Annotated in this window: 29 protein-coding genes; all 29 read left to right on the forward strand. The window is 42.0% G+C overall.

Features of this window, described 5'->3' with window-relative positions; all coding sequences use genetic code 11:
• Positions 1-2: 2 nt before the first annotated feature.
• A complete protein-coding gene (gene rplA / locus C234_RS0100515; protein ID WP_027324148.1) occupies positions 3-701 on the forward strand; it encodes a 50S ribosomal protein L1 in 699 nt (232 codons plus the stop codon).
• 15 nt (positions 702-716) lie between these two features.
• The gene (gene rplJ, locus C234_RS0100520) at positions 717-1,235 is read left to right on the forward strand and encodes a 50S ribosomal protein L10 (RefSeq protein ID WP_027324149.1); all 519 of its coding nucleotides are present in this window, start codon (positions 717-719) and stop codon (positions 1,233-1,235) included.
• 46 nt (positions 1,236-1,281) lie between these two features.
• A complete protein-coding gene (gene rplL / locus C234_RS0100525; protein ID WP_027324150.1) occupies positions 1,282-1,656 on the forward strand; it encodes a 50S ribosomal protein L7/L12 in 375 nt (124 codons plus the stop codon).
• Positions 1,657-1,760: 104 nt separating this feature from the next.
• Positions 1,761-5,573 (forward strand): DNA-directed RNA polymerase subunit beta, encoded by a 3,813-nt coding sequence (rpoB, locus tag C234_RS0100530; RefSeq protein WP_027324151.1) that lies wholly within the window; start codon positions 1,761-1,763, stop codon positions 5,571-5,573.
• 56 nt (positions 5,574-5,629) lie between these two features.
• Positions 5,630-9,913, forward strand: a complete 4,284-nt coding sequence (gene rpoC / locus C234_RS0100535) for a DNA-directed RNA polymerase subunit beta' (protein ID WP_027324152.1) — start codon at positions 5,630-5,632, stop codon at positions 9,911-9,913.
• A gap of 828 nt (positions 9,914-10,741) precedes the next feature.
• Positions 10,742-11,050: a DUF3467 domain-containing protein gene (locus C234_RS0100545; RefSeq protein ID WP_027324153.1), complete on the forward strand. Its 309-nt coding sequence runs from the start codon at positions 10,742-10,744 to the stop codon at positions 11,048-11,050.
• Between the two features lie 138 nt (positions 11,051-11,188).
• Entirely contained in the window at positions 11,189-11,590 is a 402-nt protein-coding gene (rpsL, locus tag C234_RS0100550; RefSeq protein ID WP_005675419.1) for a 30S ribosomal protein S12, read from the forward strand.
• A 144-nt stretch (positions 11,591-11,734) separates the two neighbouring features.
• Positions 11,735-12,211 (forward strand): 30S ribosomal protein S7, encoded by a 477-nt coding sequence (gene rpsG, locus C234_RS0100555; protein ID WP_027324154.1) that lies wholly within the window; start codon positions 11,735-11,737, stop codon positions 12,209-12,211.
• Positions 12,212-12,256: 45 nt separating this feature from the next.
• On the forward strand, positions 12,257-14,374 hold the full coding sequence (gene fusA, locus C234_RS0100560) for an elongation factor G (RefSeq protein WP_027324155.1): 2,118 nt from the start codon (positions 12,257-12,259) through the stop codon (positions 14,372-14,374).
• An 81-nt stretch (positions 14,375-14,455) separates the two neighbouring features.
• Positions 14,456-14,761, forward strand: a complete 306-nt coding sequence (gene rpsJ, locus C234_RS0100565) for a 30S ribosomal protein S10 (RefSeq protein ID WP_002558075.1) — start codon at positions 14,456-14,458, stop codon at positions 14,759-14,761.
• An 18-nt stretch (positions 14,762-14,779) separates the two neighbouring features.
• Positions 14,780-15,397 carry a 50S ribosomal protein L3 gene (gene rplC / locus C234_RS0100570; protein WP_027324156.1) on the forward strand — a complete coding sequence of 206 codons (618 nt, stop codon included), beginning with the start codon at positions 14,780-14,782 and terminating at the stop codon, positions 15,395-15,397.
• Positions 15,397-16,023 (forward strand): 50S ribosomal protein L4, encoded by a 627-nt coding sequence (gene rplD, locus C234_RS0100575; RefSeq protein WP_027324157.1) that lies wholly within the window; start codon positions 15,397-15,399, stop codon positions 16,021-16,023. Before rplC ends, rplD begins: the two co-directional genes overlap by 1 nt.
• Before the next feature lie 17 nt (positions 16,024-16,040).
• A complete protein-coding gene (gene rplW / locus C234_RS0100580) occupies positions 16,041-16,331 on the forward strand; it encodes a 50S ribosomal protein L23 (RefSeq protein ID WP_027324158.1) in 291 nt (96 codons plus the stop codon).
• Positions 16,332-16,336: 5 nt separating this feature from the next.
• On the forward strand, positions 16,337-17,161 hold the full coding sequence (rplB, locus tag C234_RS0100585) for a 50S ribosomal protein L2 (RefSeq protein ID WP_027324159.1): 825 nt from the start codon (positions 16,337-16,339) through the stop codon (positions 17,159-17,161).
• 20 nt (positions 17,162-17,181) lie between these two features.
• Positions 17,182-17,451, forward strand: coding sequence for a 30S ribosomal protein S19 (gene rpsS / locus C234_RS0100590; protein ID WP_002558070.1), 270 nt, complete (start codon positions 17,182-17,184; stop codon positions 17,449-17,451).
• A 35-nt stretch (positions 17,452-17,486) separates the two neighbouring features.
• Positions 17,487-17,897 carry a 50S ribosomal protein L22 gene (gene rplV, locus C234_RS0100595; RefSeq protein ID WP_027324160.1) on the forward strand — a complete coding sequence of 137 codons (411 nt, stop codon included), beginning with the start codon at positions 17,487-17,489 and terminating at the stop codon, positions 17,895-17,897.
• Between the two features lie 5 nt (positions 17,898-17,902).
• Positions 17,903-18,634: a 30S ribosomal protein S3 gene (gene rpsC, locus C234_RS0100600; RefSeq protein WP_021645859.1), complete on the forward strand. Its 732-nt coding sequence runs from the start codon at positions 17,903-17,905 to the stop codon at positions 18,632-18,634.
• A 23-nt stretch (positions 18,635-18,657) separates the two neighbouring features.
• Positions 18,658-19,092 (forward strand): 50S ribosomal protein L16, encoded by a 435-nt coding sequence (gene rplP, locus C234_RS0100605; protein WP_005791549.1) that lies wholly within the window; start codon positions 18,658-18,660, stop codon positions 19,090-19,092.
• Between the two features lie 5 nt (positions 19,093-19,097).
• Positions 19,098-19,295 (forward strand): 50S ribosomal protein L29, encoded by a 198-nt coding sequence (gene rpmC / locus C234_RS0100610; RefSeq protein WP_021645860.1) that lies wholly within the window; start codon positions 19,098-19,100, stop codon positions 19,293-19,295.
• Positions 19,292-19,561, forward strand: a complete 270-nt coding sequence (rpsQ, locus tag C234_RS0100615; protein WP_008762040.1) for a 30S ribosomal protein S17 — start codon at positions 19,292-19,294, stop codon at positions 19,559-19,561. Before rpmC ends, rpsQ begins: the two co-directional genes overlap by 4 nt.
• 2 nt (positions 19,562-19,563) lie before the next feature.
• A complete protein-coding gene (gene rplN, locus C234_RS0100620; RefSeq protein ID WP_004296340.1) occupies positions 19,564-19,929 on the forward strand; it encodes a 50S ribosomal protein L14 in 366 nt (121 codons plus the stop codon).
• Positions 19,930-19,949: 20 nt separating this feature from the next.
• Positions 19,950-20,270 (forward strand): 50S ribosomal protein L24, encoded by a 321-nt coding sequence (rplX, locus tag C234_RS0100625; protein ID WP_027324161.1) that lies wholly within the window; start codon positions 19,950-19,952, stop codon positions 20,268-20,270.
• The gene (gene rplE, locus C234_RS0100630; protein ID WP_027324162.1) at positions 20,270-20,827 is read left to right on the forward strand and encodes a 50S ribosomal protein L5; all 558 of its coding nucleotides are present in this window, start codon (positions 20,270-20,272) and stop codon (positions 20,825-20,827) included. The genes rplX and rplE overlap by 1 nt, the downstream gene beginning before the upstream one ends.
• A 6-nt stretch (positions 20,828-20,833) precedes the next feature.
• Positions 20,834-21,103, forward strand: a complete 270-nt coding sequence (gene rpsN, locus C234_RS0100635) for a 30S ribosomal protein S14 (RefSeq protein WP_027324163.1) — start codon at positions 20,834-20,836, stop codon at positions 21,101-21,103.
• A 52-nt stretch (positions 21,104-21,155) separates the two neighbouring features.
• Positions 21,156-21,551 (forward strand): 30S ribosomal protein S8, encoded by a 396-nt coding sequence (gene rpsH, locus C234_RS0100640; RefSeq protein WP_021645864.1) that lies wholly within the window; start codon positions 21,156-21,158, stop codon positions 21,549-21,551.
• 16 nt (positions 21,552-21,567) lie between these two features.
• Positions 21,568-22,137, forward strand: a complete 570-nt coding sequence (gene rplF / locus C234_RS0100645) for a 50S ribosomal protein L6 (RefSeq protein ID WP_027324164.1) — start codon at positions 21,568-21,570, stop codon at positions 22,135-22,137.
• A 21-nt stretch (positions 22,138-22,158) separates the two neighbouring features.
• Entirely contained in the window at positions 22,159-22,503 is a 345-nt protein-coding gene (gene rplR / locus C234_RS0100650; RefSeq protein WP_027324165.1) for a 50S ribosomal protein L18, read from the forward strand.
• A gap of 5 nt (positions 22,504-22,508) precedes the next feature.
• Entirely contained in the window at positions 22,509-23,027 is a 519-nt protein-coding gene (rpsE, locus tag C234_RS0100655; protein WP_027324166.1) for a 30S ribosomal protein S5, read from the forward strand.
• A gap of 10 nt (positions 23,028-23,037) precedes the next feature.
• Complete coding sequence (gene rpmD, locus C234_RS16920) at positions 23,038-23,214, forward strand: 50S ribosomal protein L30 (protein WP_034540494.1); 177 nt, start codon at positions 23,038-23,040, stop codon at positions 23,212-23,214.
• The last annotated feature ends 12 nt before the right edge of the window (positions 23,215-23,226 follow it).

The following is a 23,226-nucleotide window of genomic DNA, read 5'->3' on the forward strand; positions in this document are numbered from 1 at the left end:
TAATGGGTAAACTGACAAAAAATCAAAAGTTGGCTGCAGAAAAAATTGAAGCAGGGAAAGCATACTCACTGAAAGAAGCTTCGGCTTTGGTAAAAGAAGTTACTTTTACAAAGTTCGATGCCTCATTGGATATTGATGTACGTTTAGGCGTTGATCCGCGTAAGGCAAACCAAATGGTGAGAGGGGTGGTTTCACTTCCTCATGGAACTGGTAAGCAAGTGCGTGTTTTGGTGCTCTGTACACCGGATGCTGAAGCTGCTGCAAAAGAAGCTGGTGCTGACTATGTTGGTCTTGACGAATATATTGAAAAGATCAAAGGTGGATGGACTGATATCGATGTGATTATTACTATGCCATCTATCATGGGTAAAATTGGTGCGCTCGGTCGTGTGCTCGGTCCTCGTGGATTGATGCCGAATCCTAAGAGTGGTACTGTGACTATGGATGTTGCTAAAGCTGTGAGAGAAGTAAAACAAGGTAAAATCGACTTTAAAGTTGATAAAAGCGGTATCGTTCATACTTCTATCGGTAAAGTTTCATTCAGTGCTGATCAGATTCGCGACAATGCGAAAGAATTCATTTCTACTTTGATCAAACTGAAACCGTCTGCAGCTAAAGGTGCATATATAAAGAGTATTTATCTTTCTAGCACAATGAGTCCGGGTATCAAGATAGACCCGAAATCAGTGGAAGAAATCTAATAAAACGGAGAAATAATGAGAAAGGAAGATAAAAGTACGATTATAGAGCAGATTGCTGCTACGGTAAAGGAATATGGTCACTTCTATTTGGTAGATGTTACAGCGATGAACGCCGCTGCTACCAGTGCTTTGAGAAGAGATTGTTTCAAGGCCGGTATCAAATTGATGCTGGTGAAGAACACATTGCTTCATAAAGCGCTTGAAAGTTTGGAAGAAGACTATTCTCCTCTTTACGCTTCTTTGAAGGGCACTACAGCTGTCATGTTCAGTGACACTGCAAATGCTCCTGCCAAATTAATTAAAGATAAGGCGAAAGATGGTATTCCCGGACTGAAAGCCGCATATGCGGAAGAAGGCTTCTATATTGGTGCTGACCAATTGGATGCTCTCGTTTCTATTAAGAGCAAGAATGAAGTTATTGCCGAAATCGTTGCATTGTTGCAATCACCGGCGAAGAATGTTATTTCTGCTCTTCAATCAGGTGGTAACACCCTTCACGGAGTTCTCAAAACACTTGGTGAGAGACCCGAATAATTTTCAAAATTCAACAAAGTATTTAAACAATTAAAATCATACAAAAATGGCAGATTTGAAAGCTTTTGCAGAACAATTAGTTAACTTGACAGTAAAAGAAGTTAATGAACTTGCAACTATCCTTAAAGAAGAATACGGTATTGAACCTGCTGCTGCAGCTGTAGCTGTTGCTGCTGGTCCTGCAGCTGGTGCTGCTGCTGTAGAAGAAAAAACTTCTTTTGATGTAGTATTGAAAGGCGCCGGTGCGGCTAAACTTCAGGTTGTTAAAGCCGTTAAGGAAGCTTGTGGTCTTGGTTTGAAAGAGGCTAAAGACATGGTAGATGGCGCTCCTAGCGTAGTAAAAGAAGGTTTGGCTAAAGACGAAGCAGAATCATTGAAAAAAACACTGGAAGAAGCTGGAGCTGAAGTTGAACTTAAATAACATTATCCTGGAAATCAGGTGATTCGGTTAGGAATCCTTCAAAAGAGGATTCTTAACCTTTTTGTGTATATATTTAAAATTAAGTTCTCCAAATTCATTGACAGATGTCTTCAAATACTGTAAATCAAAGAGTTAATTTTGCTTCGACTAAGAATCCGCTCGAATATCCGGATTTTCTGGAAGTACAATTGAAGTCATTCCAAGACTTTTTACAATTAGATACCCCACCCGAAAAGCGTAAGAATGAGGGGTTGTATAAAGTATTTGCTGAAAACTTCCCCATTGCCGATACAAGAAACAATTTTGTTCTTGAGTTTTTGGATTATTATATTGATCCTCCGCGTTATACCATCGATGATTGTATAGAGCGTGGGCTCACTTATAGTGTTCCTTTAAAAGCAAAGCTTAAGCTATACTGTACTGATCCGGATCATGAAGATTTTGACACAGTGATTCAGGACGTATTCCTTGGTCCGATTCCTTATATGACTGACAAGGCTACTTTTGTGATCAATGGTGCCGAGCGTGTAGTCGTGTCACAGCTTCATCGTTCTCCGGGTGTATTCTTTGGTCAGAGTGTGCATGCTAACGGTACAAAACTTTATTCGGCCCGTATCATACCGTTCAAGGGCTCTTGGATTGAGTTTGCTACTGATATCAATAATGTGATGTACGCATATATTGACCGTAAAAAGAAGCTTCCCGTAACAACTTTATTACGTGCCATAGGCTTTGAAAACGACAAAGATATCTTAGAGATATTCAATCTTGCCGAAGATATAAAAGTAAATAAGACTAATCTGAAGAAGGTTTTAGGTCGTAAGCTGGCTGCACGTGTACTGAAAACATGGATTGAGGATTTCGTTGATGAAGACACCGGAGAGGTTGTTTCTATCGAACGTAACGAAGTTATTATCGATCGTGAGACTGTATTGGAAGAAGAACATATGGCTGAAATTCTTGAGTCGGGTGTTCAAAATATTCTATTGCATAAAGAAGAACCTAACCAGTCGGACTTCTCTATTATTTACAATACGCTGCAGAAAGATCCCAGTAACTCTGAAAAAGAGGCTGTGCTCTATATCTATCGTCAATTGCGTAATGCGGATCCGGCAGATGATGCAAGCGCACGGGAAGTTATCAATAATCTGTTTTTCTCTGAAAAAAGATATGATCTTGGTGATGTAGGTCGTTACAGAATCAACAAAAAGTTGAACCTTTCGACAGATATGGATGTAAGAGTGCTCACCAAGGAAGATATTATTGAGATCATCAAATATCTGATTGAACTGATCAACTCAAAGGCAGACGTGGATGATATCGACCACTTGAGCAATCGTCGTGTGCGTACGGTAGGTGAACAACTTTCCAATCAGTTTGCTGTAGGCTTGGCACGTATGTCCCGTACTATTCGTGAGCGCATGAACGTACGTGATAATGAGGTGTTTACTCCGATCGACTTGATTAATGCGAAGACTATTTCTTCTGTAATCAATTCATTCTTTGGAACAAATGCTTTGTCTCAGTTCATGGACCAAACAAACCCGCTGGCCGAGATTACACATAAGCGTCGTATGTCGGCATTGGGACCCGGCGGTCTTTCTCGTGAACGTGCCGGATTTGAGGTTCGTGACGTTCACTATACGCATTACGGTCGTCTTTGTCCGATTGAGACTCCTGAAGGTCCGAATATCGGATTGATTTCTTCGTTATGTGTGTTTGCGAAGATTAACGATTTGGGTTTTATTGAGACTCCTTACCGTAAAGTGAAGAATGCCCAAGTAGACCTTTCTGCAGAAGGTTTGGTGTATCTTACGGCTGAAGAAGAAGAAGAAAAGGTTATTGCGCAAGGAAACGCTCCGCTGAATGATGACGGTACGTTTGTGCGTAATAAAGTTAAATCTCGCCAAGATGCAGACTTTCCTGTTGTTGAACCGGGAGAGGTTGATTTGATGGACGTTTCTCCTCAGCAGATTGCTTCAATTGCCGCTTCATTGATTCCGTTTCTGGAACATGACGATGCTAACCGTGCTTTGATGGGATCGAACATGATGCGCCAGGCAGTGCCTTTGCTAAGAAGCGAAGCTCCGATTGTCGGAACCGGTATTGAACGTCAATTGGTAAGAGACTCTCGTACTCAGATTACCGCTGAAGGTGACGGTGTGGTTGATTTTGTAGATGCTACGACTATACGTATATTGTATGACCGGACAGAAGATGAAGAGTTTGTAAGCTTCGAACCGGCATTAAAAGAATATAGAATACCTAAATTCCGTAAAACCAATCAGAACATGACGATTGATTTGCGCCCGATTTGCGATAAAGGTCAGCGTGTGAAGAAAGGTGAGATCTTGACGGAGGGTTATTCTACAGAAAATGGTGAATTGGCTTTGGGTAAGAACCTGTTGGTGGCTTACATGCCTTGGAAAGGATATAACTATGAGGATGCCATCGTTTTGAATGAACGCGTGGTGCGTGAGGACTTGCTGACTTCCGTCCATGTAGAAGAATATTCATTGGAGGTCCGTGAAACAAAGCGTGGTATGGAAGAACTGACTTCCGATATTCCTAATGTTAGTGAAGAGGCGACCAAGGACCTTGACGAGAATGGTATCGTAAGAATCGGAGCTCGCATTGAACCGGGAGATATTATGATTGGTAAGATTACTCCGAAAGGTGAATCTGATCCTTCTCCGGAGGAAAAATTGTTGCGCGCAATCTTTGGTGACAAGGCGGGTGATGTGAAAGATGCTTCTTTGAAAGCTTCTCCTTCTCTGAAAGGTGTTGTTATCGATAAGAAATTATTCTCTCGTGTAGTGAAAAACCGTGGTTCCAAACTTGCCGATAAAGCCTTACTACCTAAAATTGACGATGAATTTGAGTCGCAAGTGGCAGATTTGAAACATATTCTTATCAAGAAACTGATGATTTTGACAGAAGGTAAAGTTTCTCAAGGAGTGAAAGATTATCTGGGTGCGGAGGTAGTAGCCAAAGGAGCTAAGTTTGCTGCATCCGATTTTGATTCGCTTGACTTTACTTCCATTCAGCTGAGTAATTGGACGAGTGATGCGCATACTAACGGTATGATTCGCGATCTGGTAATGAACTTCATCAAGAAGTACAAAGAATTGGATGCTGAATTGAAGCGTAAGAAATTTGCTATTACGATAGGCGACGAACTACCTGCCGGAATTATCCAAATGGCTAAAGTTTACATCGCCAAGAAACGTAAGATCGGTGTAGGTGATAAGATGGCCGGTCGCCACGGTAACAAAGGTATTGTTTCGCGTGTCGTACGTCAGGAAGATATGCCGTTCCTGGCAGATGGTACTCCGGTAGACATTGTTTTGAATCCGTTGGGTGTACCTTCTCGTATGAATATCGGTCAGATTTTTGAGGCGGTATTAGGACGTGCAGGAAAAACGTTAGGGGTTAAGTTCGCCACTCCGATTTTTGATGGAGCTACAATGGAAGATTTGAATGAGTGGACTGACAAGGCCGGTCTCCCGCGTTATTGCAAGACTTATCTTTGCGATGGCGGAACCGGTGAGCAATTTGACCAACCGGCAACTGTAGGGGTAACTTATATGTTGAAATTGGGGCACATGGTTGAAGATAAGATGCACGCCCGTTCTATAGGTCCGTATTCATTGATTACCCAGCAGCCTCTTGGAGGTAAAGCGCAATTTGGTGGTCAGCGTTTCGGAGAAATGGAGGTTTGGGCGCTTGAAGGTTTCGGTGCCGCTCATATTCTGCAAGAAATACTCACAATCAAGTCAGATGATGTTATAGGACGCTCCAAGGCTTATGAAGCTATTGTGAAAGGTGAGCCTATGCCACAGCCCGGTATACCGGAGTCGTTGAATGTATTGTTGCACGAGTTGAGAGGTTTAGGTCTAAGTGTTAACTTGGAATAACGAACAAGCAGATAATTCCCCAATTTTGAATTTTTATTTTTCAATTAAATAAGAGTATGGCTTTTAGAAAAGAAAATAAGACGAAAAGTAATTTCTCGAAAATTTCAATAGGATTGGCTTCTCCGGAAGAAATCCTTGAGAATTCGAGTGGTGAAGTTTTGAAGCCTGAAACCATTAATTACCGTACGTACAAGCCGGAACGCGATGGTTTGTTCTGTGAACGTATTTTTGGTCCTATCAAGGATTATGAATGCCATTGCGGAAAATACAAACGTATCCGTTATAAAGGTATCGTCTGCGATCGTTGTGGTGTAGAAGTTACAGAAAAGAAAGTACGGCGTGAACGGATGGGACATATTCAGCTGGTGGTGCCGGTGGCACACATCTGGTATTTCCGTTCGCTTCCTAATAAGATAGGTTATTTGCTCGGATTGCCGACAAAGAAACTGGATTCGATCATATATTACGAGCGGTATGTTGTTATTCAGCCGGGTGTAAAGGCGGAAGACGGTATTGCCGAATATGATCTGCTTTCGGAAGAAGAATATTTGGATATTCTGGATACTCTTCCTAAAGATAATCAATATCTTGAAGATAATGATCCGAACAAGTTCGTAGCAAAGATGGGAGCTGAAGCTATTTACGACCTTTTGGCCCGTCTTGATTTGGATGCTTTATCATATGATTTGCGTCACCGTGCAGGTAACGATGCTTCGCAGCAGCGTAAAAACGAGGCGTTGAAGCGTCTTCAGGTCGTTGAGTCGTTCCGCGTGTCGCGTGGACGTAACAAACCTGAGTGGATGATTGTGCGGGTGGTGCCCGTTATCCCGCCCGAACTTCGTCCGTTGGTGCCGCTGGATGGAGGACGTTTTGCTACATCCGATTTGAACGACCTCTATCGTCGTGTGATTATTCGTAATAATCGTTTGAAAAGACTGATTGAGATTAAGGCTCCGGAGGTAATTCTCCGCAATGAGAAACGTATGCTTCAAGAGTCGGTGGATTCTTTGTTTGACAACTCACGCAAATCAAGCGCTGTTAAGACAGATGCGAATCGTCCGCTGAAATCTTTGTCCGATAGCTTGAAGGGTAAACAAGGACGTTTCCGTCAGAATCTGTTGGGTAAGCGTGTCGATTATTCGGCTCGTTCGGTTATTGTGGTTGGCCCGGAGCTTAAGATGGGCGAATGCGGTATTCCGAAATTAATGGCAGCCGAATTATATAAACCCTTTATTATCCGTAAACTTATTGAACGCGGTATTGTAAAAACGGTAAAATCTGCCAAAAAAATCGTAGATCGTAAGGAACCGGTAATCTGGGATATCTTGGAACATGTGATGAAGGGTCATCCGGTACTGTTGAACCGTGCCCCGACGTTGCACCGTTTGGGTATTCAGGCCTTCCAGCCCAAGATGATCGAAGGAAAGGCTATCCAGTTGCACCCATTGGCATGTACGGCATTTAATGCCGACTTTGACGGTGACCAGATGGCGGTTCACTTGCCGTTAAGCAATGAGGCTATTTTGGAAGCACAGATGCTGATGCTGCAATCTCATAATATTCTGAACCCCGCCAATGGAGCGCCGATTACGGTGCCTGCACAAGATATGGTGCTTGGTTTGTACTATATCACCAAGTTGCGTGCCGGAGCGAAAGGCGAAGGTTTAACTTTTTATGGTCCTGAAGAGGCATTGATTGCATACAATGAGGGGAAGGTAGATATTCATGCGCCTGTTAAAGTCGTTGTAAAAGACATCGATGAAAACGGGAATATTGTCGACGTTATGCGCGAAACCTCTGTAGGACGTGTGATTGTGAACGAGATCGTTCCTCCTGAGGCCGGATATATCAACGAGATTATCTCAAAGAAATCTTTGCGTGATATCATTAGCAACGTCATTAAAGTGTGCGGTGTTTCTAGAGCTGCCGAATTCCTCGACGGTATCAAAAACTTAGGATATCACATGGCATTCAAGGGTGGTCTTTCGTTCAACTTGGGAGACATTATTATACCTGAGGAAAAAGAGAGATTGGTGCAGAAAGGTTACGATGAGGTAGAGCAGGTGGTGAACAATTATAATATGGGTTTCATCACTAATAATGAACGTTATAATCAGGTGATTGATATCTGGACACATGTAAATGCCGAGTTGTCTAATATTTTGATGAAAACCATTTCTTCGGACGATCAGGGATTTAATTCCGTATATATGATGCTTGATTCCGGTGCCCGTGGTTCTAAAGAGCAGATTCGTCAGTTGTCCGGTATGCGTGGTTTGATGGCCAAGCCGCAGAAAGCAGGCGCAGAAGGCGGTCAGATTATTGAAAATCCCATTTTGTCGAATTTTAAAGAGGGGCTTTCGGTATTGGAATACTTTATTTCCACGCACGGTGCTCGTAAAGGTTTGGCCGATACAGCATTGAAGACTGCCGATGCCGGATATTTGACCCGTCGTCTGGTCGATGTGTCTCACGATGTGATTATTACGGAAGAAGATTGCGGAACACTTCGCGGATTGGTTTGTACAGACCTCAAGAGCAACGATGAGGTGATTGCTACCCTATATGAACGTATCTTGGGTCGTGTTTCTGTTCATGATATTATTCATCCTACTACAGGCGAGTTGCTCGTTGCAGGTGGTGAAGAGATTACGGAAGAGGTTGCCAAGAAGATTCAGAACTCACCGATTGAAAGTGTTGAAATTCGTTCGGTATTGACTTGCGAAGCGAAGAAGGGTGTTTGTGCGAAATGCTACGGACGCAACTTGGCTACAAGCCGGATGGTACAGAAAGGTGAAGCCGTAGGGGTGATTGCTGCACAATCTATTGGTGAACCGGGTACACAGCTGACGTTGCGTACATTCCATGCCGGTGGTACCGCAGCTAACATTGCCGCCAATGCAAGCATTGTGGCTAAGAATGACGCGCGTTTGGAGTTCGAAGAGTTGCGCACTGTCGATATTGTCGATGAAATGGGCGAAGCTGCGAAAGTTGTGGTAGGTCGTTTGGCAGAAGTTCGTTCGGTAGATGTGAACACAGGTATTGTTCTTTCTACCCACAACGTTCCTTATGGATCGACATTGTATGTAAGCGATGGCGACTTGGTAGAGAAAGGTAAGCTTGTTGCCAAATGGGATCCGTTTAATGCTGTAATTATAACGGAAGCTACCGGTCGAATCGAATTTGAAGGTGTTATTGAAAACGTAACTTACAAGGTTGAATCGGATGAAGCTACCGGTCTTCGGGAGATTATTATTATCGAATCGAAGGATAAAGCAAAGATGCCTTCGGCTCATATCTTGACGGAAGACGGAGAGTTGATCCGTACCTACAACTTGCCCGTAGGTGGACACGTGATCGTTGAGAACGGTCAGAAAGTGAAAGCCGGTGAAGTAATTGTAAAAATCCCCCGTGCCGTAGGTAAAGCCGGTGATATTACCGGTGGTCTTCCGCGTGTAACCGAATTGTTCGAGGCTCGTAATCCGTCTAATCCTGCTGTCGTTTCCGAAATCGACGGTGAGGTGACCATGGGTAAGATTAAACGTGGTAATCGTGAAATCATTGTTACATCGAAAACCGGTGAGGTGAAGAAATATCTTGTGGCATTGTCTAAGCAGATTCTGGTACAGGAAAACGATTATGTTCGTGCCGGCACACCATTGTCAGATGGAGCCATTACTCCCGCCGACATTTTGGCTATCAAGGGTCCCACTGCCGTGCAGGAATACATTGTGAACGAGGTTCAAGATGTATATCGTTTGCAGGGTGTGAAGATCAACGACAAGCATTTCGAGATTATTGTTCGTCAGATGATGCGTAAAGTGCAAATCGAAGAGCCGGGCGATACTCGCTTCTTGGAGCAACAAGTGGTAGACAAGTTGGAATTCATGGAAGAGAACGATCGTATCTGGGGAAAGAAAGTTGTAGTAGACGCGGGAGATTCTCAGAACCTGCAACGGGGACAGATTGTTACTGCCCGTAAATTGCGCGATGAGAATAGTATGTTGAAGCGTCGCGATTTACGCCTTGTTGAAGTGCGTGATGCCGTAGCTGCGACCTCCACTCAGATTCTTCAAGGGATTACACGTGCCGCATTGCAGACTTCAAGCTTCATGTCGGCCGCTTCTTTCCAGGAAACAACCAAGGTGCTGAATGAAGCAGCTATCAACGGCAAAGTTGATAAGCTTGAAGGTATGAAAGAAAATGTAATCTGTGGTCATTTGATTCCTGCCGGTACAGGTTTGCGTGAGTTTGAGAAGATTATTGTCGGTTCGAAAGAAGAATACGACCGTATCTTGGCAAACAAGAAAACTGTGCTTGACTACAATGAAGTAGAATAATACAATCCAATTGATTTATATTAAGGCTGTCTCAAAATCGAAAAATGAGGCAGCCTTATTTATAAGCCGGTGAGTTAAAAACATGATATCCCCTCGTTTTAGTTCTGATTTTCAATCAATGCAAAGCTAAGACAAGAGGAATCATCTTAAAGAAGTTCACTTTATAACAAGGCTTCGGTCTCACACCCTGAGGTTTTCTCTTTAGTTTGTATTAAAGAGGTTCAATTTGTAAGATTCTCAACTCCCAAGATTTATTTTCAAACGGATTTTTTTCAGCAGATGGCGAGAAAGTTGTCGTCTTGATAGGCCTCTTTGGTATTTTCTGTAACCTATTTACACTGCCGAATCCGATGTCTGTCGATCGAATAAAAGCTGTTCGATGTTACTCTTTTAACAAGCTTTGTGTGATGCCCCTCTTAATTTGTCAAAGCAAAGAAGATGCTTCATTTCGTATTCTTCAAAACCCTATCGTGTTTGATTTCAAAGCCCGCCGCCTTTTTTTCAAAGCCCGCCGTGTTTGATTTCAAAGCCCGCGGGCTTTTTTTCAAAGGCGGCGGGCTTTTTTGCAACCAACACCGTTAGTTTATTCCTACTCTTATTTTATTGTAAATCAATATCGTATACCTTTATCCTCAACCTCTGCCGTGTTTTTTGAAATCTGCTGATATTTTAAAGTTTACTGTGTATCTCCTCTCTTTCCCATGCCTTCTCCTGCAAATGTTACTTATGTGGCATGCTGAATGAAAGATTCTCAACTTTTTATCTCACCGGCTGTAATCTCGATTATTTTGTGTTATTTTGCAGGAAACCTTTTAAATTATGAAAGAAATGGAAGAACAAAACAACAATGGTCAGTTACAGATTGAATTGAAAGAAGAAGTGGCATTAGGTACATATTCGAATTTAGCTATCATCACCCATTCAAGTTCCGAGTTCATACTCGATTTTATACGTGTGATGCCCGGGATGCCCAAAGCGAATGTTCAGTCCCGTTTGATTTTAGCTCCCGAGCATGCCAAAAGATTATTGCAGGCTTTGGAAGATAATATATCGAAATATGAACAGGTATTCGGTTCGATACGACTTCCCGATGACGCGACTTTATCCCCGCTGGCGGGTGTAAGGGGAGAAGCGTGAGATGAGTGTACAAGTATTAAAAAATAAAAAAAGATTGTAGCGCATTGAATTTCCAAATTTTATTCGTATTTTTGCAGCCCAAAATGTATAGTTACGAAATTAAATATAATAACAATATAAATTAAAAAACAATTAAAAATGCCTACAATTCAGCAATTAGTAAGAAAAGGACGCGAAGTGTTGGTGGAGAAAAGTAAGTCTCCGGCCTTGGATTCATGTCCTCAAAGACGTGGCGTTTGTGTGAGAGTATATACTACTACTCCTAAAAAGCCGAATTCTGCGATGCGTAAAGTAGCTCGTGTACGTTTGACAAACCAAAAAGAGGTAAACTCATACATTCCGGGTGAAGGACACAACTTGCAGGAGCACTCGATCGTTTTGGTGCGCGGTGGTCGTGTGAAAGACCTTCCGGGCGTGCGTTATCATATTGTGCGCGGTACGCTCGATACAGCAGGTGTCGCCGGTCGTACTCAAAGACGTTCTAAATACGGAGCTAAGCGTCCGAAACCGGGACAAGCAGCACCGGCAAAGAAAAAATAAGGATTAAGACCCCAATTAATTTTTAAGTAATAACTTTCGTTTTAGTTTGTTGGAGATGCTAAAGGTTGAGTAAATTTTCCGGAGGGAAAGTTGAAGAAGTCAAGAGGTAGACAACCAAGAACAAAAACATTATTTTTCAGACAAATGAGAAAAGCTAAACCCAAGAAACGCGTCATCCTTCCGGATCCCGTGTTTAATGATCAAAAGGTTTCCAAGTTCGTAAACCACTTAATGTATGATGGTAAAAAGAACACTTCTTATGAAATCTTTTATGCCGCTTTAGAAACAGTGAAGGCAAAACTTCCTAACGAAGAAAAATCTGCCCTCGAAATCTGGAAAAAAGCGTTGGACAATGTAACTCCTCAAGTAGAAGTAAAATCTCGTCGCGTAGGTGGTGCAACTTTCCAAGTGCCTACAGAAATCCGCCCCGACCGCAAAGAATCGATTTCTATGAAGAATCTGATTCTGTTTGCTCGCAAGAGAGGTGGAAAATCAATGGCAGACAAGTTGGCTGCCGAAATCATGGATGCCTTTAACGAACAGGGCGGTGCGTTCAAGCGTAAAGAAGATATGCACAGAATGGCCGAAGCTAACCGCGCATTTGCTCATTTTAGATTCTAATGCTATAAGAATACGAATAAATAAACTTAAAGTAGAAAGAATAAAATGGCAAAGCAAGATTTATTATTGACTCGTAATATCGGTATCATGGCTCACATTGATGCCGGAAAAACCACAACTTCCGAACGTATCCTTTTCTATACCGGTTTGACTCATAAGATCGGTGAGACGCACGATGGTACGGCTACTATGGACTGGATGGCTCAGGAGCAAGAACGTGGTATCACTATTACATCTGCTGCTACGACTACTCGTTGGAAGTATGCAGACAATACTTATAAGATTAACTTGATTGACACTCCGGGACACGTTGACTTTACTGCTGAAGTAGAACGTTCTTTGCGTGTGCTCGATGGAGCTGTAGCCACATATTGTGCTGTGGGCGGTGTAGAACCCCAGTCGGAAACAGTATGGCGCCAGGCTGACAAATATAATGTTCCCCGTATCGCATACGTGAACAAAATGGACCGTTCGGGCGCAGACTTCTTTGAAGTAGTTCGTCAGATGAAAGAAGTTTTGGGCGCTAATCCGTGCCCTATTGTAGTGCCTATCGGAGCTGAAGAAAACTTCAAGGGATTGGTTGATCTGATCAAGATGAAAGCTATTTATTGGCACGATGAAACCATGGGAGCCGATTATTCTGTAGAAGAAATCCCGGCTGACCTTATCGATGAAGCCAATGAGTGGAGAGATAAAATGCTTGAAAAGGTGGCAGAGTTCGACGATTCTTTGATGGAAAAATATTTCGACGATCCTTCTACCATTACCGAAGAGGAAGTGTTGAGAGCCTTGCGCAACGCAACAGTCCAAATGGCTGTCGTTCCGATGCTTTGCGGTTCTTCTTTCAAGAATAAGGGCGTTCAGACATTGCTCGATTATGTTTGCGCTTTCTTGCCTTCTCCGTTGGATACAGAGAATGTAGTCGGTACAAATCCGAATACAGGAGCTGAAGAAGATCGTAAGCCAAGCGAGGAAGAAAAAACTTCTGCTTTGGCGTTCAAGATCGCTACCGACCCGTATGTAGGGCGCCTGACTTTCTTCCGTGTATATTCGGGTAAAGTGGAAGCCGGCTCTTATATTTACAACTCTCGTTCGGGTAAAAAAGAGCGTGTTTCTCGTCTGTTCCAGATGCACTCCAACAAGCAGAATCCGGTTGAGTTGATCGCTGCCGGTGATATCGGTGCAGGTGTGGGTTTCAAAGATATCCGTACGGGTGATACATTGTGTGACGAATCGGCTCCGATTGTATTGGAATCAATGGACTTCCCCGAACCGGTTATCGGTATCGCCGTTGAGCCGAAGACTCAAAAGGATATGGATAAGCTTTCTAACGGTTTGGCGAAATTGGCAGAGGAAGACCCCACATTTACCGTAAAGAGCGACGAGCAAACCGGACAAACTATCATCTCCGGTATGGGTGAGCTTCACTTGGATATCATTATCGACCGTTTGAAACGCGAGTTCAAGGTTGAATGTAACCAAGGTAAGCCTCAGGTAAACTATAAAGAAGCCATCACGAAAACCGTTAATTTGCGCGAAGTATACAAGAAACAGTCGGGTGGACGCGGTAAATTTGCCGATATCATTGTAAACATCGGGCCGGTTGACGAAGACTTTACTTTGGGTGGCTTGCAATTCGTTGATGAAGTGAAGGGAGGTAATATTCCGAAAGAGTTTATTCCCTCTGTTCAGAAAGGTTTCGCTACAGCAATGAAGAACGGTGTATTGGCCGGATATCCTTTGGATTCATTGAAAGTAACGCTCGTTGATGGTTCATTCCACCCGGTTGACTCCGACCAATTGTCGTTTGAGATTTGCGCTATCCAAGCTTACAAGAACGCTTGCGCCAAGGCAGGTCCTGTGTTGATGGAGCCTATTATGCGCCTGGAGGTTGTTACTCCGGAAGAAAATATGGGTGACGTGATCGGCGACTTGAACAAACGCCGCGGCCAAGTAGAAGGTATGGAATCAAGCCGTTCGGGTGCCCGTATTGTGAAGGCATTGGTTCCGTTGGCTGAAATGTTTGGTTACGTAACAGCATTACGTACAATCACTTCCGGTCGCGCGACTTCTTCAATGACTTACTCACACCATGCCCAGGTGTCTACCTCTATTGCCAAAGCAGTATTGGATGAAGTGAAAGGGCGTGTGGATTTACTGTAAAAAACAAAAGCAGCAGGCTAGCGAATGACTCTTAGCCTGCCGCTTTATATCATTTTATAAAATACTTAATTAAAAACTGTAATGAGTCAGAAAATTAGAATTAAATTGAAATCTTACGACCACAACTTGGTTGACAAGTCGGCTGAGAAGATTGTAAGAACAGTAAAGGCTACAGGTGCCATTGTTAGCGGTCCTATTCCTCTGCCTACGCACAAACGTATCTTTACCGTGAACCGTTCGACTTTCGTTAACAAAAAGTCGCGCGAACAGTTTGAACTCTCTTCTTACAAGAGATTAATCGATATTTACAGCTCAACGGCTAAAACTGTCGATGCTCTGATGAAGCTGGAGTTGCCGAGTGGTGTAGAAGTAGAAATTAAAGTTTGATAATTAAAGATTAGTGAAATGCCAGGATTATTAGGAAAAAAAATCGGAATGACATCCGTTTTCAGTGCCGATGGTAAGAATGTACCATGCACTGTTATCGAAGCAGGTCCTTGTGTTGTTACTCAGGTTAAAACTGTAGAAAAAGATGGCTATGCGGCTGTTCAGTTGGGTTTCCAAGACAAAAAAGAGAAACATACGACAAAACCGCTGATGGGGCACTTCAAAAAAGCAGGGGTAACTCCAAAGAGACACTTGGCTGAGTTCAAAGAGTTTGAAACAGAGTTGAATTTGGGAGACACTGTTACCGTGGAGCTGTTCAACGACGCTGTGTTTGTAGACGTTGTTGGAACTTCAAAAGGTAAAGGTTTCCAAGGTGTAGTCAAAAGACACGGATTTGGTGGTGTAGGTCAGTCTACACACGGTCAGCACAACCGCGCTCGTAAGCCGGGTGCCATTGGTGCATGTTCTTATCCTGCCAAAGTATTCAAGGGAATGCGCATGGGCGGACAGCTCGGAGGTGACAGAGTCACTATTCAAAACTTACAGGTATTAAAAGTAATCGCGGAGCATAACCTTCTTTTGATTAAAGGTTCTATCCCTGGTTGCAAAGGTTCAATCGTAATAATTGAGAAATAATGGAAGTTAACGTATATAACATTAAAGGTGAAGACACCGGGAGAAAGGTTACGTTAAACGAATCTATCTTCGGAATTGAGCCCAACGACCACGCTATCTATTTGGACGTAAAACAGTTTATGGCCAATCAGCGTCAGGGTACTCATAAGTCAAAAGAAAGAAGCGAAATCAGTGGTTCTACCCGTAAAATCGGTCGTCAAAAAGGCGGCGGCGGGGCACGTCGTGGTGATATGAATTCGCCGGTGCTTGTTGGTGGCGGACGTGTTTTCGGTCCGAAACCAAGAGATTACTACTTCAAGTTGAATAAAAAAGTTAAGACATTGGCTCGTAAGTCAGCTTTGTCTTACAAAGCTCAAAACAATGCAATCGTTGTTCTGGAAGACTTCACTTTTGAGGCTCCTAAGACAAAAGATTTCATTGCGATGACAAAAAATCTTAAAGTTTCCGATAAAAAGCTACTTATGATTTTACCGGAAGCAAATAAAAACGTATATTTGTCAGCTCGTAACATAAAGGGAGCGAATGTTCAGACTATCTCAGGATTAAATACTTACAGGGTATTGGATGCTGGGGTTCTTGTGCTTACGGAAAACTCTCTGAAAGCTATTGACAATATCTTAATTTAAAAAAGGAGGCTTAAATAATGGGAATTATTATTAAACCGTTGGTGACAGAAAAGATGACTGCAATTACAGATAAGCTGAATCGCTTCGGCTTTATCGTGCGTCCTGAAGCTAACAAACTGGAAATTAAGAAAGAAGTCGAAGCCCTTTACAATGTTACTGTAGTTGATGTAAATACAGCTACGTATGCTGGAAAAAATAAGAGCCGCTATACAAAAGCCGGCCTTATCAATGGTCGCACTAATGCTTTCAAAAAAGCACTCGTGACATTGAAAGAAGGAGATACTATTGATTTTTATAGCAATATTTAATAAAAATGGCAGTACGTAAATTAAAGCCCACAACACCGGGGCAAAGACATAAAGTTATTGGTACTTTCGAGGAGATTACTGCATCAGTACCAGAGAAGTCTCTTGTATATGGTAAGAAATCATCGGGTGGTCGCAACAACCAAGGCAAGATGACAATGCGCTACATTGGTGGCGGTCACAGAAAGATGATTAGAATTGTTGACTTCAAGAGAAATAAAGACGGTGTTCCAGCAGTGGTGAAAACTATCGAATACGATCCGAACCGTTCGGCTCGTATCGCTTTGTTATTTTATGCCGATGGAGAAAAAAGATATATTATTGCTCCCAATGGATTGCAAGTTGGTGCGACTCTGATGTCAGGTGAAACAGCGGCGCCAGAGATTGGTAACGCTCTTCCTCTTCAGAATATTCCCGTGGGTACTGTAATTCACAATATCGAACTGCGCCCGGGACAGGGTGCCGCTTTGGTCAGATCGGCCGGTAACTTTGCGCAGTTGACTTCTCGTGAGGGAAAATATTGTGTGGTAAAATTGCCTTCAGGTGAGGTGAGACAAATTCTTAGCACTTGTAAAGCTACTATCGGTAGCGTTGGTAATTCGGATCATGGATTGGAAAGCTCAGGTAAAGCCGGACGCTCTCGTTGGATGGGACGTCGTCCTCGCAACCGTGGTGTTGTTATGAACCCGGTTGATCACCCGATGGGTGGAGGTGAAGGACGCGCTTCCGGAGGTCATCCGAGATCTCGCAAGGGATTGTATGCTAAGGGACTTAAGACCAGAGCTCCTAAGAAACACTCGTCTAAGTACATTATTGAGAGAAGAAAAAAGTAATCTGATTAATTGAGTAAACTATGAGTCGTTCATTAAAAAAAGGTCCATATATTAACGTAAAACTTGAAAAGAAAGTGCTTGCCATGAATGAGTCAGGCAAGAAAGTCGTGGTTAAGACTTGGGCCAGAGCTTCAATGATTTCGCCTGATTTTGTAGGGCATACAGTTGCAGTTCACAACGGAAATAAATTTATTCCTGTTTATGTTACCGAAAATATGGTCGGACACAAGTTGGGCGAATTCGCTCCAACTCGTACATTCAGAGGACACGCTGGTAACAAGAAAAAATAACAGGATTTATTTGAAATAATAAAGTAATAAATATAATGGGAGCAAGAAAAAAAATATCGGCTGAAAAAAGAAAAGAAGCCCTTAAGACCATGTATTTTGCTAAATTGCAAAATGTTCCTACTTCTCCGCGAAAGATGCGTTTGGTGGCTGACATGATTCGCGGAATGGAAGTGAACAGAGCACTTGGTGTTTTGAAGTTTTCTTCAAAAGAAGCTGCTGCAAGAGTGGAGAAATTGCTTCGCTCTGCAATTGCTAACTGGGAGCAGAAAAACGAGCGCAAAGCTGAAAGCGGCGAATTGTTCATAACTAAAATTTATGTTGATGGAGGCGCTACTCTGAAAAGAATGAGACCGGCACCTCAGGGGAGAGGTTATAGAATTCGTAAACGTTCAAATCATGTGACGTTGTTCGTTGATTCTAAGAGTAATAACGAAGATCAAAATTAAGGTAGATGGGACAAAAAGTTAATCCAATAAGCAACCGTTTAGGAATTATCAGAGGATGGGATTCTAATTGGTACGGTGGAAATGATTACGGTGATTCTTTGCTGGAAGATAGCAAAATCCGTAAATATCTTAATGCAAGACTTGCAAAAGCAAGCGTTTCAAGAATTGTAATTGAACGTACGCTGAAGCTTGTGACTATTACTGTTTGCACTGCTCGTCCGGGTATTATTATCGGAAAAGGTGGCCAGGAAGTTGATAAGTTGAAAGAAGAGTTGAAAAAGGTTACCGACAAGGATATTCAAATCAATATCTTTGAAGTGAAGAGACCCGAACTGGACGCTGTGATTGTTGCCAACAACATCGCTCGTCAGGTAGAAGGTAAAATTGCCTATCGCCGCGCTATTAAAATGGCCATCGCAAACACGATGCGCATGGGCGCCGAAGGTATCAAAATTCAGATTTCAGGACGTTTGAATGGAGCTGAGATGGCTCGTTCTGAAATGTATAAGGAAGGAAGAACTCCGTTGCACACTTTCAGAGCTGATATCGACTACTGTCATGCGGAAGCATTGACCAAGGTAGGATTGTTGGGTATCAAAGTTTGGATTTGTAGAGGTGAAGTGTTTGGTAAGAGAGAATTGGCTCCGAACTTTACACAAAGCAAAGAAAGTGGTCGTGGAAACAATAGTGGAAGCAACGGCGGAAGAAACTTCAAAAGAAAGAAAAATAATCGCTAAACGAATTTGAATTTTAGGAAACTATGTTACAACCGAAAAAGACAAAATTCAGAAGACAACAGAAAGGCCGTGCGAAAGGAAATGCCCAAAGAGGTAACCAATTGGCTTTTGGTTCTTTTGGCATTAAGGCTTTGGAAACAAAATGGATTACAGGCCGTCAGATCGAAGCTGCTCGTATTGCAGTAACAAGATATATGCAACGTCAAGGACAGATCTGGATTCGTATATTCCCTGATAAACCGATTACTCGCAAGCCGGCTGATGTACGTATGGGTAAAGGTAAAGGTAGCCCCGAAGGATTTGTGGCTCCTGTTACTCCGGGTAGAATTATTATCGAGGCTGAAGGAGTATCTTATGAAATCGCGAAAGAGGCATTGCGCTTAGCTGCTCAAAAGCTTCCTATTACAACGAAATTCGTCGTAAGACGTGATTATGATATTCAAAATCAAAATGCGTAAGGTTTATGAAAATTGCAGAAATTAAAGAATTAGCTACTACTGATTTGGTAGATAGAATTGAGGCAGAAACTGCGAATTATAATCAGATGGTTATTAATCATTCGATTTCTCCTTTGGAAAATCCTGCCCAGATTAAACAATTACGCAGGACTATTGCGCGTATGAAGACTGAATTACGCCAAAGAGAACTTAACAATAAATGATCAGCTTGATGGAAGCAAGAAATTTAAGAAAAGAAAGAACAGGGGTTGTGTTGAGCAATAAGATGGAAAAAACCATCACTGTTGCGGCTAAGTTTAAAGAAAAACACCCTATATATGGTAAATTCGTTAGCAAAACGAAAAAATACCATGCTCATGATGAAAAGAATGAATGCAATATCGGTGATACTGTACGCATTATGGAAACTCGTCCTTTGAGCAAGACTAAAAGATGGAGATTAGTAGAAATAATTGAAAGAGCTAAGTAATTATGATACAAGTAGAATCCAGACTTACAGTATGTGATAACAGTGGAGCTAAAGAGGCATTGTGTATCCGTGTTTTAGGTGGCACAGGTCGTCGTTACGCTTCAGTGGGGGATGTTATTGTAGTTTCTGTAAAGAGTGTCATCCCTTCGAGTGATGTTAAAAAAGGTGCGGTATCAAAGGCTTTGATTGTACGTACGAAGAAAGAGATCCGTCGTCCCGATGGCTCTTATATACGTTTTGATGATAACGCTTGCGTGTTGTTGAACAATGCAGGCGAAATTAGAGGTAGTCGTATTTTCGGCCCGGTAGCAAGAGAACTTCGTGCTACAAACATGAAAGTTGTGTCACTTGCGCCTGAAGTACTTTAATTTTGTAAAAGATTTAAGTAATGAGTAAATTACATATTAAAAAAGGCGATACAGTTTACGTAAATGCTGGTGAAGATAAGGGCAAAACTGGTCGTGTGTTGAAGGTTCTTGTTAAAGAAAAACGTGCCTTTGTAGAAGGTATCAATATGGTATCTAAAAGCACTAAACCGAATACGAAGAACCCCCAAGGTGGTATCGTGAAGCAAGAAGCTTCTATCCACATTTCAAACTTGAACCCGATTGATCCCAAAACTGGTAAAGCAACGCGTATTGGGAGAAAAATGAGTTCTGAAGGAACTTTAGTGCGTTATTCTAAAAAATCAGGAGAGGAGATTAAGTAATGAGTAATACTGCAAGTCTTAAGAAAGAATATGCAGAGCGTATAGCTCCTGCATTGAAATCACAATTCCAGTATTCTTCAACGATGCAGATACCCGTACTTAAGAAGATTGTGATCAATCAAGGTTTGGGTATGGCTGTGGCCGACAAGAAGATTATTGAAGTTGCAATCAATGAAATGACAGCTATTACCGGTCAAAAAGCCGTAGCAACCATTTCTCGTAAGGATATCGCTAACTTTAAGTTGCGTAAAAAGATGCCGATCGGTGTGATGGTAACTTTGCGTCGTGAAAGAATGTACGAGTTTTTAGAGAAATTGGTTCGTGTAGCTCTTCCACGTATTCGCGACTTTAAAGGTATCGAAACTAAATTTGATGGAAAAGGTAATTATACCCTCGGTATTCAGGAGCAAATCATTTTCCCTGAAATAAATATCGATAGTATTACCAGAATTCTCGGAATGAATATTACCTTTGTAACCTCTGCGCAAACAGATGAAGAAGGATTTGCTTTGTTGAAAGAATTCGGATTACCTTTTAAAAACGCTAAAAAAGACTGATAAGATATGGCAAAGGAATCAATGAAAGCACGTGAAGTTAAACGTGCTAAATTAGTAGCCAAATACGCCGAGAAAAGAGCTCAACTGAAGAAAGAAGGCGACTATGAAGCATTGCAGGCGCTTCCTAAAAATGCATCTCCGGTGCGTTTGCACAATCGCTGCAAGTTGACAGGTCGCCCTAAAGGGTATATCCGACAGTTTGGTATCTCGAGAATTCAATTCCGTGAGATGGCATCTAACGGATTGATCCCGGGCGTAAAAAAAGCAAGTTGGTAATTTTTGTTTTAAATATTGTCAGGGAAGTCCTGATTAATTTAATTTATTTTATATGACTGATCCAATAGCAGATTATTTGACGAGGTTGCGGAACGGAATTAGTGCAAAACACAGAGTTGTGGAAGTTCCCGCTTCAAATTTGAAAAAAGAAATCACGAAGATTCTTTTTGAAAAAGGCTACATTCTTAACTATAAGTTTGTAGAAGATGGTCCTCAAGGAACTATTAAAGTTGCTTTGAAGTATGATCCCGTTAACAAGGTTAATGCGATTAAAAAATTGATTAGAATATCTTCTCCGGGGTTGCGTAAGTATACCGGTTACAAAGATATGCCGCGTGTTATTAATGGGTTGGGTATTGCTATAATATCTACTTCCAAAGGTGTAATGACCGACAAAGAAGCTGCTGAATTGAAGATTGGCGGCGAAGTTTTGTGTTATGTATATTAATAGGAGGAATTAAGCAATGTCAAGAATAGGAAAATTACCCATTAGTATTCCTGCCGGAGTGACAGTTACTCTGAAGGATAATGTGGTTACCGTGAAGGGACCGAAAGGCGAACTCTGCCAATATGTGAATCCTGCTATCAATGTTGCCATTGAAGACGGACACGTAACTTTAACAGAAAATGAAAAAGAAATGCTTGATAACCCGAAGCAAAAGCATGCTTTCCATGGTTTGTATCGTTCATTGCTCCACAACATGGTTGTAGGCGTGTCTGAAGGATATAAAAAAGAACTGGAACTTGTTGGTGTGGGGTATCGCGCTTCTAACCAAGGTAATATCATAGAGCTGTCTTTAGGCTATACACACAGTATTTTCATGCAGTTGCCTGCTGAAATCAAAGTGGAAACTAAGTCTGAGAGAAATAAAAACCCTCTTATCATCTTAGAATCGTGTGACAAACAATTGCTCGGTCAAGTTTGCTCTAAAATACGTTCTTTCCGTAAACCTGAACCATATAAAGGTAAAGGTATTAAGTTTGTTGGCGAAGTTGTTCGCAGAAAGTCTGGTAAATCTGCCGGCGCTAAATAATTTACATAAAATTAGATCATTATGACAACAAAAATAGAAAGACGAATTAAGATCAAATATAGAGTGCGCAATAAAATTTCAGGTACTCCTGAATGTCCGCGCATGAGTGTTTTTAGAAGTAACAAGCAAATTTACGTCCAGATTATCGATGATTTGTCTGGAAAAACCTTAGCCGCGGCTTCTTCTTTAGGTGTAACAGAAAAAGTTACTAAGAAAGAACAAGCAGCTAAAGTTGGTGAGATGATTGCTAAGAAAGCACAGGAAGCAGGTATTACTACCGTTGTTTTCGACCGTAATGGTTACTTGTATCATGGGAGAGTAAAAGAAGTAGCTGATGCAGCTCGTAACGGTGGACTTAAATTTTAATCATTATGGCAGGAGTTAATAATAGAGTAAAAGTTACTAACGATATAGAACTGAAAGATAGACTGGTTGCTATTAATCGTGTTACTAAGGTTACCAAAGGTGGTAGAACCTTTAGTTTCTCAGCAATTGTTGTTGTAGGTAACGAAGAAGGTATCATCGGTTGGGGACTGGGTAAGGCTGGAGAAGTAACAGCTGCTATCGCTAAAGGTGTTGAATCGGCCAAAAAGAACTTGGTTAGAGTTCCTGTATTAAAAGGTACTGTTCCGCATGAGCAATCGGCAAGATTCGGTGGAGCTGAAGTGTTCATCAAGCCGGCATCTCACGGTACCGGTGTGGTAGCCGGAGGCGCTATGCGCGCAGTATTGGAAAGTGTTGGTGTAACCGACGTTCTGGCAAAGTCGAAAGGCTCTTCTAATCCGCATAATCTTGTTAAAGCTACAATTTTGGCTTTGAGTGAGATGCGTGACGCAAGAATGGTAGCTCAGAACAGAGGTATAAGTGTTGAAAAAGTATTTAGAGGATAAGGAGGAAGATATGTCAACTATAAAAATCAAACAAGTGAAAAGTAGAATTGGTGCTCCACTTGATCAAAAAAGAACTCTTGACGCACTGGGACTTCGCAAGTTGAATCGTGTTGTAGAACACGAAAATACTCCTTCAATTCTAGGAATGGTAGATAAAGTAAAACACTTGGTTACCATTGTTAAGTAATTTTGTTGAATA

The organism is Bacteroides pyogenes DSM 20611 = JCM 6294, assembly GCF_000428105.1.
In the GTDB taxonomy this organism is placed as follows: domain Bacteria; phylum Bacteroidota; class Bacteroidia; order Bacteroidales; family Bacteroidaceae; genus Bacteroides; species Bacteroides pyogenes.